The 17,589-nt window shown below is 43.1% G+C and carries 8 protein-coding genes and 1 tRNA gene; 4 read left to right on the top strand and 5 right to left on the bottom strand.

Annotated elements, in window-relative coordinates:
* Positions 1-63: 63 nt before the first annotated feature.
* On the bottom strand, positions 64-285 hold the full coding sequence (locus NDA06_RS12405; RefSeq protein ID WP_190523971.1) for a hypothetical protein: 222 nt from the start codon (positions 283-285) through the stop codon (positions 64-66).
* Positions 286-473: 188 nt separating this feature from the next.
* On the opposite strand from NDA06_RS12405, the gene NDA06_RS12410 reads away from it, so the two are divergent.
* The 3 genes from NDA06_RS12410 (at position 474) to NDA06_RS12420 (ending at position 9,455) form a co-directional block, all read left to right on the top strand.
* Positions 474-1,754, top strand: coding sequence for a class I SAM-dependent methyltransferase (locus NDA06_RS12410; protein ID WP_190986791.1), 1,281 nt, complete (start codon positions 474-476; stop codon positions 1,752-1,754).
* Between the two features lie 400 nt (positions 1,755-2,154).
* Complete coding sequence (locus tag NDA06_RS12415) at positions 2,155-9,216, top strand: ATP-binding protein (protein WP_190986792.1); 7,062 nt, start codon at positions 2,155-2,157, stop codon at positions 9,214-9,216.
* Positions 9,217-9,382: 166 nt separating this feature from the next.
* Positions 9,383-9,455: transfer RNA gene (locus NDA06_RS12420), tRNA-Arg, on the top strand.
* Between the two features lie 55 nt (positions 9,456-9,510).
* Here the strand turns inward: NDA06_RS12420 and NDA06_RS12425 are convergent.
* From NDA06_RS12425 to NDA06_RS12440, 4 genes are all read right to left on the bottom strand, one after another.
* Positions 9,511-10,356, bottom strand: coding sequence for a class I SAM-dependent methyltransferase (locus tag NDA06_RS12425; protein ID WP_190986793.1), 846 nt, complete (start codon positions 10,354-10,356; stop codon positions 9,511-9,513).
* A gap of 426 nt (positions 10,357-10,782) precedes the next feature.
* Entirely contained in the window at positions 10,783-12,348 is a 1,566-nt protein-coding gene (kaiC, locus tag NDA06_RS12430) for a circadian clock protein KaiC (protein WP_190415940.1), read from the bottom strand.
* Between the two features lie 94 nt (positions 12,349-12,442).
* Positions 12,443-12,757 (bottom strand): circadian clock protein KaiB, encoded by a 315-nt coding sequence (kaiB, locus tag NDA06_RS12435; RefSeq protein ID WP_190415941.1) that lies wholly within the window; start codon positions 12,755-12,757, stop codon positions 12,443-12,445.
* A 104-nt stretch (positions 12,758-12,861) separates the two neighbouring features.
* Complete coding sequence (locus NDA06_RS12440) at positions 12,862-13,809, bottom strand: circadian clock protein KaiA (RefSeq protein WP_190986794.1); 948 nt, start codon at positions 13,807-13,809, stop codon at positions 12,862-12,864.
* Between the two features lie 371 nt (positions 13,810-14,180).
* Between NDA06_RS12440 and NDA06_RS12445 the strand changes: the two genes are divergently transcribed.
* On the top strand, positions 14,181-17,567 hold the full coding sequence (locus NDA06_RS12445) for an ATP-binding protein (protein WP_190986047.1): 3,387 nt from the start codon (positions 14,181-14,183) through the stop codon (positions 17,565-17,567).
* The last annotated feature ends 22 nt before the right edge of the window (positions 17,568-17,589 follow it).

The raw sequence follows: 17,589 nt of genomic DNA on the forward strand, positions 1-17,589 counted from the left end.
GTGCCCCTACTTTTAGTGGAGATTACCTACCTCTACAAATTAGGTTTATAGGAGTTTTCACTCTTAGTGCAATATAAAGAACCTCACCCGCAACCCCTCTCCGTGAACGGAGAGGGAATATTGAATCCCTCCCGGAAAAGCGGGCAGGAGTTGGGGTGGGGTTAAACCATACTGTATCCAATAGAGAATTGCTAGATTTTCTACCGCCATGTTTATGCAACTTTGGCGAATCTGCGATCGCGCAGTCGTCTCGCCTGCGATTAGACAAGTGTAGAAAAATTTCACGCGCTGTTAGTGATTAATGGTTATTCCTCTGTAGATATGAATGGTGCTGAGTTGAAAACTCATCATTAGTACCATTTCGGCGTTGTTGCTCTACATCGTCAGGCTAAGGTTGCCTCACCGTTGGGTGAGAGCAAATCCAAAATCCCCAATTGCTACTGACACATAACCATTAACACGCTAAATCAACTATGTCATATTCTTCTGTTCCTACCGGCATCCGAGATATCTTGAGCGAACGGTTTTCTCTACTGCCTCTGAAATTCTGCATCGATTGCTGGGGGACAGACAAGATAATGACCAATGAAACTTTTGATGACTCGCTTCCTCAACTCACTTTGCAGATTCATCATCCCGGAGTCATCCGGACGCTAATTCTGAGTCAAGATCCTTTGGTTCTAGCGGAAGCTTACCTTCGGGGCTTTTTAGACTTTACAGGTAACATCGACGATCTGATGCTCTTAGAAGCGCTTTCCTTTTCCCAATGCGATCGCAGCAAAGCAATCAAAGCTTGGATGGAAGCACTGAGTCTACCCCAATTGCCTTTATCGCAGCCAGAGAAATCACCTTGGCAGAAATTGATCGCTCATAGTCGCGATCGCGACTTGGCAGTTGTTCAATATCACTATGATGTCGGCAATGATTTTTACCGTCTTTGGCTCGATCCTTTACTCGTCTATTCTTGTGCCTATTTTGAACATCCTCAGATGAGCCTGCAAGAAGCTCAGCAGGCAAAGCTTGATTTGATCTGCCGTAAACTCCAATTAAAACCCGGTGAATATTTATTAGATATTGGCTGTGGCTGGGGAGCTTTGCTACGCTGGGCTGTAACTCATTACGGAGTGAAGGGATATGGCATTACTCTGAGTAAAGAGCAGCTGGCTTTTAACCAACAAGCGATCGCGAAAGAAGGTTTGGACACCCAGCTAAAAGTCGAGCTTCTCGACTATCGAAACTTACCCCAAACGCCAACCTTTGACAAAATTGTTTCAGTTGGGATGGTTGAACACGTAGGAATTAAAAACTACCCGATTTATTTTCAGAGTGCCTTCTCTACCTTGAAGCCTGAGGGTTTGTTTCTTAATCACGGCATTACCGCGTCAGAAAAATGGGACGGTTCCAGCCTCAACGAACGCTTTGTTCAACGTTATATCTTCCCAGACGGAGAGCTGTCCAGGTTGTCCGATTCTTTAGCTGTCGCTGAAGAGACGGGATGGGAGATTGTCGATGTTGATGCTTGGCGGATGCACTACGCTAAAACAATGCGCTGTTGGGCAGCTAATTTGGATGCAGTGATGGAGAAAGCGATCGCCCTCAGCAGCGAACGTAAAGTCCGATTATGGCGACTCTATCTGATTGGTTTCGCTCTTGCCTTTGAACAGAACCACATGGGGCTTTATCAAGTCCTATTGCGGCGACGAGCAGATAAAGAGTGGAAATTGCCGTTTACCCGTAAAGATTGGTTATATTAATAGTTTTAATATTGCTTGGTGCTACTACAGAGTGATGCCACAGCCGTCACTCTGTACAATCAGAATACTCACCGCCTTAGTAGACCACTATGCCCAGAAAACAGCAAAGCTGGATTGTTTTTCAGGCATCAAGAGCAGAATCAGCAATTCTGACGCTGTGTTGCCAGCAGATTGAACATTTAAATACAGAAGTTCTTACACTGATTCCCCGTTTAAATTTAGTCTGCGTCATTACTTTTCTGGCTAACCTTATACCAAAGATAGGCTGACAGCAACATTTGTAGCCAGATTATTAACTTTGCACTTTGGCGAACGATTACTGTATAAATACCCTGGCATATTCCTGACCAGTCGAACACTGTATTTGACTCTAGTTACCAGTTGAGACACAAACCAAATTATGCTGAAAATTCCAGGTTATACAATCACATCAAAAATTTACGAGGGAACAAAAACCGTTGTTTATCGAGGATATCGCCATCATGATGAGCAACCTGTTATTGTTAAGAGTCTTTGGCAAGAGTATCCAGCTCTCACGGAAATTGCCAAGCTTAAACATCAATATGAAATTGCTTATAACTTACCTATCCCAGGAATTGTTAAACCTTTAGAGCTAGAAAGATATAATCAATATTTGTTTTTAATCTTGGAAGATTTTGGAGGAGATTCGCTACAAAATTTTCTCTTAAAAAACAAAATTGATTTAAAAAGAATTATTCAAATAATTATTAATGTTTCAGAAACAATTAGTCAACTCCATCAAAATAACATTATTCATAAGGATATTAAGCCTCAAAATATCCTTATTAATCCGGAAACGGGATTGGTAAAAATTACCGATTTTAGCATTGCCTCGCGTCTGTCCAGAGAAAACCAGATGATTGGCAACCCCAATTTGCTAGAAGGCACCCTTGCATACATATCACCAGAGCAAACGGGGAGAATGAATCGCTCAATTGATTATCGTACCGACTTTTATTCCTTAGGTGTCACCTTTTACGAAATGCTAACTGGAAGGGTGCCTTTTCAATCTAACGATCCGATGGAGTTAGTTCACTGCCATATTGCCAGCCTTCCAATTCCACCCAATCATCTGAATCCAAACATTCCACCAGCGGTGTCTGACATCGTAATGAAATTATTATCTAAAAATGCTGAAGATCGCTATCAAAGTGCCTTTGGACTCAAGGCCGATCTAGAGACTTGTCTAACCCATCTAGAAAGTACAGGGAAAATTAGCGATTTCCCACTCGGTAGACACGATATCTCTGATAAATTTCAAATCCCCCAAAAACTTTATGGTCGAGACTCTGAAATTGCTTCTCTAATGGCAGCTTTTGAAAGAGTCAGCCTTGGCTCGACTGAAATGATGCTAGTTTCAGGATTCTCTGGAATTGGTAAATCAGCTTTAGTTAATGAAATTCATAAACCAATTGTACGGCAAAGAGGATATTTTATTTCCGGCAAGTTTGACCAATTTAAACGGAATATTCCCTATGCTTCTTTAATTCAAGCTTTTCAAGAATTAGTTCGACAACTTTTAACAGAAACCCAAGAAAAAATAGACTTTTGGAAAACACAACTATTAGAATCTCTAGGTCGCAACGGTCAAGTCATTATTGATGTAATTCCAGAAGTGGAACTCATTATCGGCAAACAGCCACCAGTTCCAGAACTTGCTCCGACAGAAGCCCAAAATCGATTGAATTTAGTTTTTCAAAAGTTTCTCAGTGTTTTTACGACAAAAGACCATCCCCTAGTCTTATTTCTAGATGACTTACAATGGGCCGATTCAGCCTCATTAAAATTAATTTATCTGCTAATGACCGATCCGGATAGTAAATACTTACTCATGATTGGGGCTTACCGAAATAATGAAGTGAGTGCAACTCATCCTTTAATGCTGACATTGGACGAACTGAAAAAGAGCGATATTGCAGTAAATAATATCTCTCTTAACTCTTTAGTTATTAATAATGTTAATTCACTGATTGCCGACACATTTAAATCTGAATCAACAAAAACAAATTCTTTGGCAAAGTTAGTTTTTAATAAAACTAATGGTAATCCCTTCTTTTTAACTCAGTTTTTAAAATCTCTTTATGAAGAAAATTTGTTTAACTTTAACTTAAAACAGGGATGTTGGCAGTGGGATCTTAAAAAAATTCGAGGAATGCAAATCACGGATAATGTAGTTGAGTTAATGGTGATAAAAGTTAAAAAGCTGTCTGAGTCTACTCAGAAATCCCTAAAACTTGCAGCTTGTATTGGCAACGAATTCAATTTAAAAGTTTTATCGATTGTTAATGAAAAGTCTCAGGGAGAAACTTCTGTTGAACTTAGGGAAGCCCTTAAGGAAGGGCTGATTCTACCCATTGGGAATGCATATAAATACGTTCAAGATTATACAGAAGATACTTTAAATGTTTCTCTCAATAATGATTTAGCTGTTGCCTACAAATTTCTGCATGACCGCGTACAGCAGGCAGTTTATTCCTTAATCCCAGAAACTGATAAACAACAGGTTCATCTCAAAGTAGGTCAGCTATTACTTAAAAATACAGATCGAGAAGAACTAGAAGATAAAATTTTTGATATAGTTAATCAGCTTAATTGCGGCAAAGATATCATAACTAATCAAGAGGCAAAATATGAACTAGCAAATTTAAATCTAACGGCTGGTAAAAAAGCAAAGCTATCTACAGCTTTTGAACCGGCATTAAAATATATAACTGCTGGAATGGAACTGCTTTCAGAGAAAGACTGGGAATTCCAGTATCCGTTAATACTATCTCTTTATAAAGAACGCGCAGAATGCGAATACCTGAACGGAAATATTAATAAATGTGAAAAGTTTTTTGAAATTATTTTAAATAAAGCCGCGTCTAATTTAGAAAAAGCAAGTGTATATATTATGAAAATCATTATATATACAACTAACTTGATGAAAACTAAAGAAGCGATTGAAATCGGTAAAGCAGGATTGAGGTTATTTGGTATCTCTCTCCCCGATGGTGAAAAGGAACTAAGGAAACTAATAGAATCTGAGGCCAAAAAGGTTAAAGCTAATCTCGCAGGGAGAGAGGTTAAGGATTTGATTGATGCGCCAGATATGACCGATTTGGAGAAAGTAGCTGCTACCAAGATTCTTATAAATATGACTCCGCCTGCCCGATTTATTGGGAAGCATATATTTGATTCAATAATGTTAAAAATGGTGAATATATCTTTAAAATATGGCAATTCAAATGTTACTTCTTTTGCCTATATGTCCTATGGATGGACTCTGGCAGGAAGAGATGAGTTTGAATCAGCTTATCAATATGGTGAATTAGCCTTAAAAGTGAATGAAAAATTTAATAATATAACTTTCAAATGTAAACTCAACATGATTTTTGGTTCGTATATTAGTCATTGGAAAAATCATTTGAGGACAGAGTGTGAGGGATATCTAAAAAATGGTTTTCAGGACGGAATTGAAATTGGCGATTTTCAATGGGCTACTTATTCAGCTTACTATCGAGCTGTTAAATTAACATTTAAAGGAGATAATTTGGATGAAGTTTATCAAGAATCCCAAAAATATTTAGAGTTTACCTCAAAAAAGAAAATACGCTCTTTTATTGATATGTTTTTAGTTATCCAAAAGTTTGTTTTAAGTTTAAAAGGAGAAACAGAACAAAAAACAAGTTTTAACGATAATAATTTTAAAGAGGAAGAGCATTGGGATGAATTGAAAAAAGTTCCAGCTCTTTATGTTACTTATTGTATTTTAAAGGCTCAACTACTTTATTTATACGAGGAATATGATGATGCGATGAAAGCGATCGCAGAAGGGGAAACACTGATCTCGATTCCCTTTGCGACCATCATGATACCGGAACATTATTTTTATTCTACTTTAATTCAAACAGCTCTTTATCCTACTTTGCTGGAAGCAGAGAAAGAGCAGGCAATGGAAAATCTATTGATAAATCTAGAAAAGATGAGGAAGTGGTCTGAAGCTTGCCCAGACAACTTTTTGCACAAATATTTACTAATGTCCGCTGAAATAGCGCGAATTACCGGCAAAGAGGGGGAGGCTTTGGATTTATATGAAAAGTCAATTAACTCAGCTAGAGAAAATGATTATATCCAGAACGAAGCGATAGCCAATGAACTAGCGGCAAAGTTCTTTCTCGGTAAAGAATACACTGTGCTAGCAAAAGCCCATATTCTGGAAGCTCACTATGGCTATCTTAAATGGGGCGCGATCGCTAAAGTGAATCATGTGGAAGAAAAATATCCGCAGTTCTTTTCCGGAGTATCTGTAACCGGCAAAGCTGGGGGTGTGAGCAACATAATTTCTTCTAGTACTGGCAGCGATTCGGGATTGTTGGATGTAACGACAGTCGTGAAAGCCAGCCAAACCTTAGCGAGTGAGATCGTTTTAGACAAGTTGTTAGAAAAGTTGATGAAAATTGTGATTGAGAATGCTGGAGCGCAGAAAGGCTTTCTCATTCTGGAAGAATCAGGCAGCTTAGCGATCGCTGCTGAGGGAGAAGTCGATCGGGCTGAGGTAACCGTTCTCCAATTTATTCCCGTAGAATCCAGTCAGAAGGTTTCTCCTGCTATTGTCAATTATGTAAAAAGAACGAAGAATAATTTAGTTTTAAACGATGCCACTAACCAAGGCTTATTTAAATCAGATCCTTACGTTTTACAATATCAACCTAAATCTATATTATGTCTTCCCATTATTAAGCAAACGCATCTAATTGGTCTGCTTTATCTTGAAAACAATCTGACAACTAATGCTTTTACACCTGACCGATTGAAAGTTTTGGAAATGCTGTCTTCTCAAATTGCTATCTCTCTAGAGAATGCCAAACTCTATGATGAGATGACAGCATTAAATGCTGACCTCAAGCAAGAAATTGACGAGCGCAAGCAGGCAGAAAATCGCTTACGCGAAAGCGAAGAGCGATTTCGATTGATTGCCGAAACTACTCCGGTTCCTCTACTGATAAGTCGTGTATCTGACAGCCAAATTCTGTATGCGAATATGGCGTGTAGCTCAACTTTGGGTCTATCCACGCAAGAATTGATAGGTCGTCAGGCACAAGAATTTCATTACGATCCTGAGGCTCGAAAAGAGTTGCTGAAGATACTGGCTAAAAATGGGTACGTCCGCAACTACGAATTTCAGGCAAAAAAGGTAGATGGAACGCCATTTTGGATTAATTTATCCATTCAGCCAATCGCATTCAACGGCGAGCAAGCAATGCTGAGTGGATTCCAAGACATTACAGAACGCAAACGGATGGAGGAGTTAAAAGACGAGTTTCTGGCAAATACCTCCCACGAACTCCGCACCCCGCTTAATGGCATCATTGGCATTACCGAATCTTTGATAGATGGTGTAACGGGGCATTTGCCTGAGAAGACAATTTATAATCTATCGATGGTAGTATCGAGCGCTCACCGGCTATCCAATTTGATCAACGATATCCTTGATTTTTCTAAACTGAAACATGGAAATCTACCGCTTAAAATCAAGCCGGTGGGAATGAGAGAAATTACCAACGTAGTGCTGACTCTCAGCCAGCCTCTAATTGGTAAGAAATCTTTGCAACTGCTCAATAAAATTGCTCCCAATACACCGTCTGTTAATGCTGATGAAGATCGGGTGCAACAAATTCTCTACAACCTGGTCGGTAATGCTATTAAATTTACAGATTCTGGTGTGGTAGAAGTGTCGGCATCTGTGGTCGAGGAGGGGCAGAAGGAAGATTCTTCTGACGCTGAATATTTACCTTATCTAGCGATTACCGTTGCCGATACGGGAATTGGTATCCCCCCAGAGAAATTTGGCAAAATCTTTGAATCTTTTGAACAAGCTGATGGCTCAACAGCAAGAATTTATGGAGGGACTGGTCTTGGTCTGGCGATTACTAAAAAGCTAGTGGAATTGCACAATGGGGAAATTTGCGTAGAATCTCAAATGGGCGTTGGTTCCCAATTTACGTTTACCCTACCCCTCTCAAAAGAGGTGAAGGTTGAAGAATTGAAGGTTGAAGAAAGGTTTAAGTTTAAAGAATTGAAACCTCGACTTGGAAACTTGCAACCTGCTAAACAGCAATTTGCAACCCAAAGTGGCGATGTCAAGATTTTGATAGTGGATGATGAGCCAGTTAACGTGCAGGTGCTGGTCAACTATCTATCGGAGCAAAACTATTCCTTAACTCAAGCCTTTAATGGCATAGAAGCATTGGCAGCGATCGCGCAGGGGTTAAGACCTGACATCATTTTATTGGATGTAATGATGCCGCGCATGACTGGCTATGAAGTTTGCAAAAAAATTCGCGAACAGTATTCGCTGAACGAACTTCCCATTTTGATGTTAACTGCCAAAAATCAAGTATCAGACCAGGTAGAAGGATTTAAGTCTGGTGCCAACGACTATCTCATTAAACCAATCTCGAAAAATGAACTTCTAGCACGCATCAACCTTCATCTTCAGCTATCTAATCTGGAGGCGCTGCGGCAAGCAGAAGCGCGAGAAAGAGAGAAAGCACAACAGCTAGAACTCACTTTAAGCGCATTGCAACGCACCCAAGCCCAGCTGATTCAGGCAGAAAAAATGTCTAGTATTGGGCAACTGGTGGCAGGAGTAGCCCATGAAATTAACAACCCAGTAAATTTTATTTACGGCAATCTTGCCCCTACAAATGACTATGCGCGAGACTTGCTCAATCTTATACAGATGTATGAGCAGTTTTACCCCGATCCAGTTCCAGAAATTCAGCGAGAGATGGAGACAATTGAATTGGAATATTTGAAAGAAGACTTCCCGAAAATCTTATCTTCTATGCAGGTAGGAGCCGAACGTATCCAATCTATTGTGCTGTCATTGAGAAACTTCTCGCGCTTGGATGAAGCAGAAATGAAGCCAGTAGATATTCATTCAGGCATTGAATCTACCTTGTTAATTTTGCAGCATCGGCTCAAACCCCAGAAAAACCGATTGGGGATTGAGGTGGTTAAAGAATTTGCTCGCCTGCCTAAAGTGGCCTGTTATGCAGGTCAGTTGAATCAGGTATTTATGAATATTCTCAGTAATGCAATTGATGCCTTAGAAGAGGTTTGTGGTTTATCGTTCACGGGTCATGACCATGAACAATCAACCATGAATCATGAACAATCGCCTACGATTTGGATTCGCACCTCTGTTGTAGAGGAGGATCGGGTTGCAATCCGGATTGGGAATAATGGGCCTAGCATGACAAAGGAAGTGCAAAAGAAGATATTTGACCCCTTCTTTACGACGAAGCCGGTGGGAGCTGGCACTGGCTTGGGATTGTCTATCAGCTACTCGATTGTGGTGGAGCGTCACGGGGGACAGATTCGCTGTATTTCGTCACCCTTACAGGGCGTAGAGTTTATTATAGAGATTCCGATTCAGCAGCAAAAAAAAGGCTGATATAGACCAGGAGCAATCAAAATGAAGACTTCTGGCGTCAGGTGCAAAGCGAATCATTTTCTTTGAGAGGCATCGCCCAACCGCTGACCAATTTACCGTAAAGTAACAGCATCTGGAATGCCCGAATTGCTAAATCCCAAAAAATGTTATACTATTCAAGTTATTAGGGCATGTAGCTCAGTGGATAGAGCATCAGATTCCGGTTCTGAGGGTCGGGGGTTCGAATCCCTCCATGCTCGTTGAAAGCCCTAAAAAGAAGAGGCGCGATCGCGTCTCTTCTTTAGCCTTTAAACTTTAACCTTTCGAGTAAACGCAATAACCACTCGCCAAAATTCCTTTTAAAAATTTGGAAGGATTCATTTCCCGATCGATATCTGGCGAAGCAGAAATATCAACTCCCCTCAGTTGTTCTGGTAGCAGGGCAGATTTATGGGGTTTTATCGTGTATTGGGGGCATTTTTGCGAGAGTTGGGAATTTTTCAGCAGCCAGTTGATTTCCCGCAACGAGTATTGCTTTAAATCGGCTAAATTGAGTCCGGATTTCCTGACTTTCCTCAAAACGTTATCCAGAATATTTGCCGGACAGTATCGGTTGTAAAATAAATCCTCAAAAATAAAGACTCCCCCTGGCTTGATGACACGAGCAATTTCTGCCAGGTTCTTGCTGAGTTGTTGTTTTTCTAGGTGAAGAAAAACACTACTTGAGATTACAAATTCTATTGAATTGTCCTCAAAGGGCAACTGACCCATTGGCATACAAATCAAAGAAAAATCCGATGAAGAGAATAAATTGTATGCCTTATGAAAGGTCAACATCCGACGCAGCATATTTTCGGAAATATCTATTCCGTAATACTGATTGCAGGTAATTTTTTTTTGTTTTGAAAGATAGGCAGCATGTCTGCCATATCCACAACCCAGATCCAAAATCGAATCAAAATGTTTGCCTGTCGGAATATTCTCCCAAATTTCTTTAGGAGTTTTTTGAGAAGGGGTAGTTTGTTCCCATTGCAGTGCAGCTTTCTCCCAGATTTGCTTCAGATTCAATCTGGAATCAGCTTCATAGTTTTTCGGGAAAAATATCTCATTGAGCAGTTGAAAATTGTTTAACTGAAGTTGAGATTTTTTTAAGGTCGGCATTTGACTCAATCTCCTCCCCTAGGCTGTGGTTGGATGAAAGCGACTATTTTGTATTCTTCAGTACCCCAGCCTTAAAGATTCGGGTAACTCCGTAAATATCCGGACTGATGTTCTTTATATTTAATCTTTCCTTCAAAAATATTGCTATGGCTGAGAGCTTATCTTTACTTAAGCTTTAAATAAAAAGAGAGCTGACCGCAGAAGTATAAAGTTTCTGTAAAGAAGACTAAAATTCTCAAGACAATAAATTCTGGATTTTCTCGTAAAATCAAGGCTTCTAGGCGATTTAACCGTTTTCAATCTGCTTCCAAATTAGGAAAAATGACCGCACTCCGGGTTGTGGGTGAGAAAATGCTTATATCCGTATATCTTCGGATATAAGCCTAAAGATAGAGTCGTTACCGATTCCAGATGCTGAAAGCAGTATTAGATTTCTGTATCGTCAGTGTTTTCCCTCATCCCTCTGACAATTCGGGAGAGTTCGCTCTTTTCATCAACCGCAATCCGAGTAGGAGAACCACTGATAATTCGTTCGTAATTCCGGAACGAATCCTTAATTTCAGCTCCTGCATCACTAATCGTGTACTCGCGGATGCCTTTTTCATGCCACGAACCCCGCATTTTAAAGACATTGATAGCGCGGGACATTTCACCGCGAATTTCCACATATTGCAGCATCAAAATCGTGTCTGTAATGGTGGAAATATGGGAATCCGTAATCGAGTGGGAACCCATAAAGTGGTCTGTGGTATTGGTAAAAAAGCCAGTGATTTCCTCTTGCTTGGCATAACCTGTAACACCAATCACAAACTGCCGGAAGGCGTTGTTGCTGACGCCTCGAGCTAATGCCGAAAGCGAATCAATGGCAATGCGAGACGGCTTGAATTCAGCAATTTCCGACTTAATCATCTGCAAGTGGTCTTCTAACCCAGCCGACTCTGGATAGGTGCAAAGGATTCTCAGCAATCCTTTTTGTTCCATCTCCTCAAAATCAATGCCCCAAGAGTAGGCGTTGCGAGACAGTTGGGCACGAGATTCTTCGTAGGCAAACAAAATGGCACGTTCGTTGTTCGTACAGGCAACTTGCAAAAATTTGCTGACTAAAAGCGTTTTGCCAGTACCCGTGGCACCCGTTGTTAGAATGATAGAATCTTTAAAAAATCCACCTCCACACATTTCGTCAAGGGTTTTAACACCCGAAGACACCCGGACATTAGAAGAACGCTGGGTAAGCCGCATCGCTCCTAGCGGGAAAATATTGATGCCATTATTGGTCATGGTGAAAGGGTATTCCCCTTTCATGTGAGTGGTGCCACGAAGTTTAAGAATTTCAATCGTGCGACGACGGCGTTCTCCTTCCAAAACGTTGCGGACAATTGCCACGTTATCGGAAACAAACTCTTCTACTCCGAACCGCGCCACGGGGCCATATTCTTCGAGCCGTTCCGTCGTCATCACCGTAGTGACGCCAATTTGTTTGAGGCGAGCTACTAAGCGAAAAATTTCTCTTCGTACCACAGAAGCAGCATCATATTGCTGAAAAACAGCGGTGACAGAATCGATAGAAACCCGCTTAGCTTTGTATTTACGAATGGCGTACTGAATCCGCTCAATTAGGGCGGAAAGGTCAAAGTTCCCGACGACTTCCTGCCCTTCCGGATCGGGTGAAGCATCCAGAATAAATAACTTTCCTTCATCAATTAAGCGTTGCAGATCCCAACCAAAACTGGAGGCATTTTTGATAATATCGGTAGGAGATTCTTCAAAGGTAACAAATACCCCAGGCTCATCAAAATAGGCAATTCCATGATAAAGAAATTGAACGGCAAATAATGTCTTGCCAGTTCCAGAAGTACCACTGAATAAGGTAGTTCTCCCTAAAGGTAAGCCTCCATGACTAATATCATCGAAGCCTTCAATCATCGTCCGGATTTTTTGTACTCCCACCGGAGCCAATTCGGCTTGTGGCTCAATCGGATTAGTTTTACTCATCGCTCTTCCGTCGCAAAAATTGGCTCTACTTGCAGAAACGGGCTAGGAAACCTACAACAGTTTAAAGTCTAAAGTCTCCAGTCCGAATTAAAGTTTATAAATCCGCTTCGGCTTCAGCAAGTTCTTCATAGAGAATATCTAGCCCTACCAAGACTTTTTCCCGATCTGAAAGATCCCCAATGATTTTGCGGACTGGAGGTGGTAATACTTTTGCTAAGGTGGGTGTGGCTAATATTTTATCTTCCTCTGCCAGTTGCGGATTTTTGAGAACATCGATCACTTTGAGAGCGTAGACACCTTGAAACTCGTGTTCGAGGATATTTTTGAGTGTTGTCAAAGCTCGTACAGAATTGCTAGTATTTCCAGCAACGTAGAGCTTGAGAACATAAGTTTTCTTTAGCGCACTCATAGCTTAGGGATTAGGGTAAGAGTTTTGGAGTGGGAAATCGGGATTGTCTAAAGTCTAAGGTTTTTTTCGGAGTCTGCTTTAAATGAATCGCTTAAAGCGTAGGCTCATGACTCTCTAGGAATGGAACGGCGATACATTTCGCACAGGTGAGCAATGACATCAATTAAAGTCAATCGATAGTCTAGTAATACTTCTTCACTCCGCCCCTCTAATTTCAATTTTTTGGAAAAATCATCCATTAATTCCATGTGAATTTCAACAATTTGAGAAACAGAGAGATCGGCAAAAAAAGCCGTTGTCACAAATTGGTCGATTATTTGATTCAGTGTACTCTCTGTGGAAAAGTAACTGAGAACAATTTTGCGGTATTCTGCTCGGAGTTGCTGTAAAAGTTCTTGCTTCTCGGTTCGGGATAGATAGCGGAAAAAAGACTGTGGATTTCGCTTATAGTACACACCCAAGTATCCTAATCGCTCCTTAAGTTTTTCAGACAGCCGTCGCTGCTGTAGCATGAGAAAATTTTGAGTATGCAACTCGGTGATGGGATCGACGGTGATGGAGCGATCTGGCAGGAGACAGGTGGGAGCAAGAGTAAGAAACTGAGCGATCGCCTGTTCAATCAACCGCGCGATCTTGTCCGCTTCGGTTGCAGCTACATAAACTTCCCCAGGGTGGTAGATGTAAGTCTCCAAGGCTTGGGTAGAATTCGGGGCGGTACGGGGGAGATTTTGCCCCTCTAGGGTGGTCGCTCCCTGACTAGCTTCGTCTGCTACCCCAGATAAAATCACAACTGGCAGCAGTATGCCTTGTTCGTACAAACGATTGACGAGGGGGCGCAACGATGAGTCTTCTTGTAAAACCAAACAATCAATTTGTTGCTTGTACTGCTCAACCCAGTCAAACAACTCCGGTAAGGATGATATCTGGTTTAGAAGATAGCGATGTTCTACGGCGATCGCTTCTTTGGGGGATTCGCTGCACAATGAATCGCGTAAGGACTGTGCCAGCGACTCCGAGCGCACAAAAGTACAAATAGACAGCGGATGATGCAAAACTTTAACTATTCTAGAGTAGAAATTAAATTACTGTTTGTCTGGAGACATCGCTCAGGAGGAGGATCTCTCACCGGCATTCTTCATTAACTACTTAATATTAATTTAATCATTAATCCAATTGTTATTAATTGTAATTAGTAGGCTCAAGAAGCCCCCTCGACCGAGGCATAATTGAGCAGTACCTTGTTTTTGCTTTTTTAAAACTAGCTCTACGAAATTCAACCTTTGTCAACTCCTTTTTAAATACCTATAGGCTGTAGGCAGGGAAAAACCCAAGCGATCTCCGCACCTACTGAGCCTCAGCGATGAATTCGAGCGGCGACGTACTGCGTGCGTTCTTGTTGCACTTTCCCCTAGCCAGGTTGGTCATGTCCATATCCACTCCCAGTTTAAAGGAATTTATCGAGCCAGTTCCCGTTTGCGAACAAACAGTGGCATTGGTGAGGGTGCTGGAGATTTTTAGCTCTGGTAGTTGCGATCGCCTGGTGGTGGTCAGCGAACAACAACATCCACTGGGAGTCATCAATCTGCGGGCAATAATGCCTCATCTTCTAGTAACAAATTCGTTCAGCCAAGAAAATTATTTAGTTGCTCCTTTGACGCTGGATTTACAGCAACCCCTGTGTCATCTAAATTTTCCGCTGATTGAACGGTTGACAACGTTACCGAGTCAGCTGTCTCTGAAGGAATTTCGCCTGTATTTGCGCTCATGCAATTCCCAAACACCGCAACATTGGGCTGTGGTCGATCCCACTCATCAATTCTTGGGTTTGTTAGATAGCCAGCGGATCTTGAAATTCATGGCAACCGCCGAAGGCAGCGAGGAATGGGGCATCGGCAGTAGTCAGAAGAGAGCTTCCCAAGCCTATACCCCAGAAGAACTCCAAGAAGACGCGATCGCTTTGCGGGAAGCAACCCCGCTCCGAGAAGCTGCCCTCCAGGCATCCGGACATCTACGCAAACCGCCCTTCCCTTGGTCAGTCGCAACAAACACAGTTCAACGCCCTGCTGCGGAGAAGCCGACAGGGGCACAAGTGGGGCAATCGCACGGCGGACACAGAACCTTAGTGCAACTGTTGGAACAACTGCCATTGCCTTTAAGATTGCAAACAAGTTCTGGACAAGCGATCGCCCAGAACCTAACTTGGCGTCAGCAGATTGGGGAAAGCTTTAACCCACCCGTAGTACAGCAAGAGGCACCTGCCAGATTAGATTCCTTGCCCTCGGTGTGGAGCGAGATATTCGTCGGAAGTTCTAGCGCCCAGGAAATTCAGCCTGCTCGGCGATGGGAGCCTTCAAAGCAAAGCAACCGAATCGATTTGGGTGCAGCTGAAGCTGTTAGCAGTGATTCTGCCAGCGTGATGTCAGCGACAGAAGCCACCCTGACTCTAAATAACCCTCTCGATAATTCCTCAGCAACCCAACCTTCTAGAACCTGGAAAAAGAGCAACGAGCGCATTTGGCAGTTTGTCAAAATTCCCCTGTGGCAGAACGGGGCTGAGTTAGAACTTCTCGAAACCTTAGGCAAAACCCCAGTACAGGAGTTCCGAGGAAATTCTTATCTTCCCGCTTCTTCCTCTTCACTGAATCCTGACCCGCAATCTTCAGCACTCGGCACTGACTTATGGCTGGTGATGGCAACTGATATCACGGAACAGCAGCAGGTTGCCAAGGAACTAACGGCTAAAAATGCGGATTTGGTGCAACTCAACCGGATGAAAGATGAGTTTTTAGCCTGTATCAGCCACGAATTGAAGACTCCCCTAACGTCCGTGCTGGGTTTATCCAGCTTGCTCAAGGATCGGGTACTGGGACAGCTGAACGAGCGTCAGGAACGCTATGCAAAGCTGATTCATCAGAGTGGGCGTCAGTTGATGACGGTGGTCAACGATATTTTAGATTTGACTCGGATGGAGACGGGGCAGTTGGAACTGTCGCCAGAACCCGTGAATCTTCTGACAGTGTGCGATCGCGCTTTATCTCAAGCGAGACAACTCCAGACCTTAAAAGACCAACCGGCAACGGGGCATGAACCAGTCAGCAACGCCAAAGAGGAACTGGGTTTTACGCTCAGTATCGAACCTGGATTAGAAACGATTGTGGCGGACGATTTGCGTCTGCGCCAGATGCTCACTCACCTGCTTTCCAACGCCCTCAAATTTACCGAAGCGGGCGGCGAAATTGGACTGAAAGTTAGTCGGTGGGAAGGCTGGATTGCTTTTACTGTTTGGGACACTGGCATTGGTATCCCAGAGGCAAAACAACATCTAATTTTTCAAAAATTTCAACAGCTAGAAGACCCCATGACCCGCCGCTTTGACGGGACGGGGTTGGGGCTGGTTTTAACCCAAGGTTTGGCTCGTCTGCACGGTGGGGATGTTTCCTTTATCTCCAAACCCGGTGAGGGAAGCCAGTTTACCCTGCTACTTCCTCCGATTCCCCCGACGCGCAAGGAGGAAGGAAGCCGGATGAAGGCTCAAAAAAATCGGGATGCATCCTTCACTCCCCATCGTTCATCCTTGAACCGCAATCGGTTGATTTTGATCGTCGAAGCCGCACCTCAGTACATCGACCATCTCACTCAGCAACTCACCAGTTTAGGCTATCGAGCTGCGATCGCTCGTTCCGGGACAGAAGCCCTCGAAAAAGCACGGCGATTTCAGCCACAAGCCATACTGCTCAACCCGTGCTTGCCCCTGCTTTCCGGCTGGGACGTGCTGACTCTGCTCAAATCAGACGACCAAACCTGCCACATTCCAGTCATCGTGACAGCCGCTAACGCTGAAAAAGAGCAAGCCGCCTCCAACCGAGCAGACGGCTTTTTAACGCTGCCCGTCCAGGCGGAAACTTTACGCCACAGCCTGACTTGTTTAACCAAGCCAAAGCAATGCACCAACGTCAGCCTGACGATTTTACATCTCACTTCTCTTGAGCAAGCCGCGATAGAATTTTCGCCCACCGCATTGGGACTCTCGCCAAATCACCGGGTTCTAGAAGCCGACGATCTAGAACAGGCAGAACTTCTGGCTCGCGTTTGGCAGCCGGATGTCGTTATCCTCGATGGTGGGGGTCTAGAAGATCCGCTTGTCTATCTCCAACAACTTGCCTCACAGACGACCCTAGCTTCTCTACCTTTAGTAACGCTAGATCGCCCAACGACTGAGGCGGCAAATCAAGTGAGCAGTCTTTGTGTCTTTCCCTGTTTGGCAGGAGATGGGAACGATCACACCGCCGCCTTATTGCAGGTGATTCAGATTGCCGTCGGGATGAGCTGTAAGCCAAGCATTTTAGTCGTCGATGCGCGATCGCTGATGGATTTGTCGGCAAGCGTCAATCGCTACCCGACCAGCGAAGCCTTCGACCCTCGATTGTTCGCTAAACCCCAGCTGGGCAGCTCGAAGGCATCGCCTCTGATTCACTACCTACAAAAAGCCGGGTTTAGAAGTATACTTTCGCGGTCTTGGACTGAAGTATTGCGGCAACTTCAACAGCAAAACGTTGATTTATTGCTGATCGATCTGGCAGACATGGAGCTAAATCCAGCCTTGATGGAGGCGCTGGCTTCCTTGAGACAGATGCCTTTTCTGCCGCCGATTTTGGTGCTTGAGCATCAAAATGATGGGGTCGATGAAGCTACCTCAGAGTTGCCGGAAATCCTCAGCGCGATCGCTACCAAAATTCTGCGCGTGCCCACCCTATCGATGGCAGAAGTGTTAGACCAAATTCACCAAACCCTTACCCAATCAACCTACTAACTCTCATCCCCACCTCACCTTC

It is taken from the genome of Trichocoleus sp. ST-U1, assembly GCF_039961835.1.
Taxonomy (GTDB): Bacteria; Cyanobacteriota; Cyanobacteriia; order Cyanobacteriales; family FACHB-T130; genus FACHB-T130.

Excerpts from the sequence above, each read along its gene's own strand:
- NDA06_RS12410 (WP_190986791.1), top strand. The coding sequence starts at position 474 with ATGTCATATTCTTCTGTTCCTACCGGCATCCGAGATATCTTGAGCGAA.
- NDA06_RS12415 (WP_190986792.1), top strand. The coding sequence starts at position 2,155 with ATGCTGAAAATTCCAGGTTATACAATCACATCAAAAATTTACGAGGGA.
- NDA06_RS12425 (WP_190986793.1), bottom strand. The coding sequence starts at position 10,356 with ATGCCGACCTTAAAAAAATCTCAACTTCAGTTAAACAATTTTCAACTG.
- kaiC (WP_190415940.1), bottom strand. The coding sequence starts at position 12,348 with ATGAGTAAAACTAATCCGATTGAGCCACAAGCCGAATTGGCTCCGGTG.
- kaiB (WP_190415941.1), bottom strand. The coding sequence starts at position 12,757 with ATGAGTGCGCTAAAGAAAACTTATGTTCTCAAGCTCTACGTTGCTGGA.
- NDA06_RS12445 (WP_190986047.1), top strand. The coding sequence starts at position 14,181 with ATGTCCATATCCACTCCCAGTTTAAAGGAATTTATCGAGCCAGTTCCC.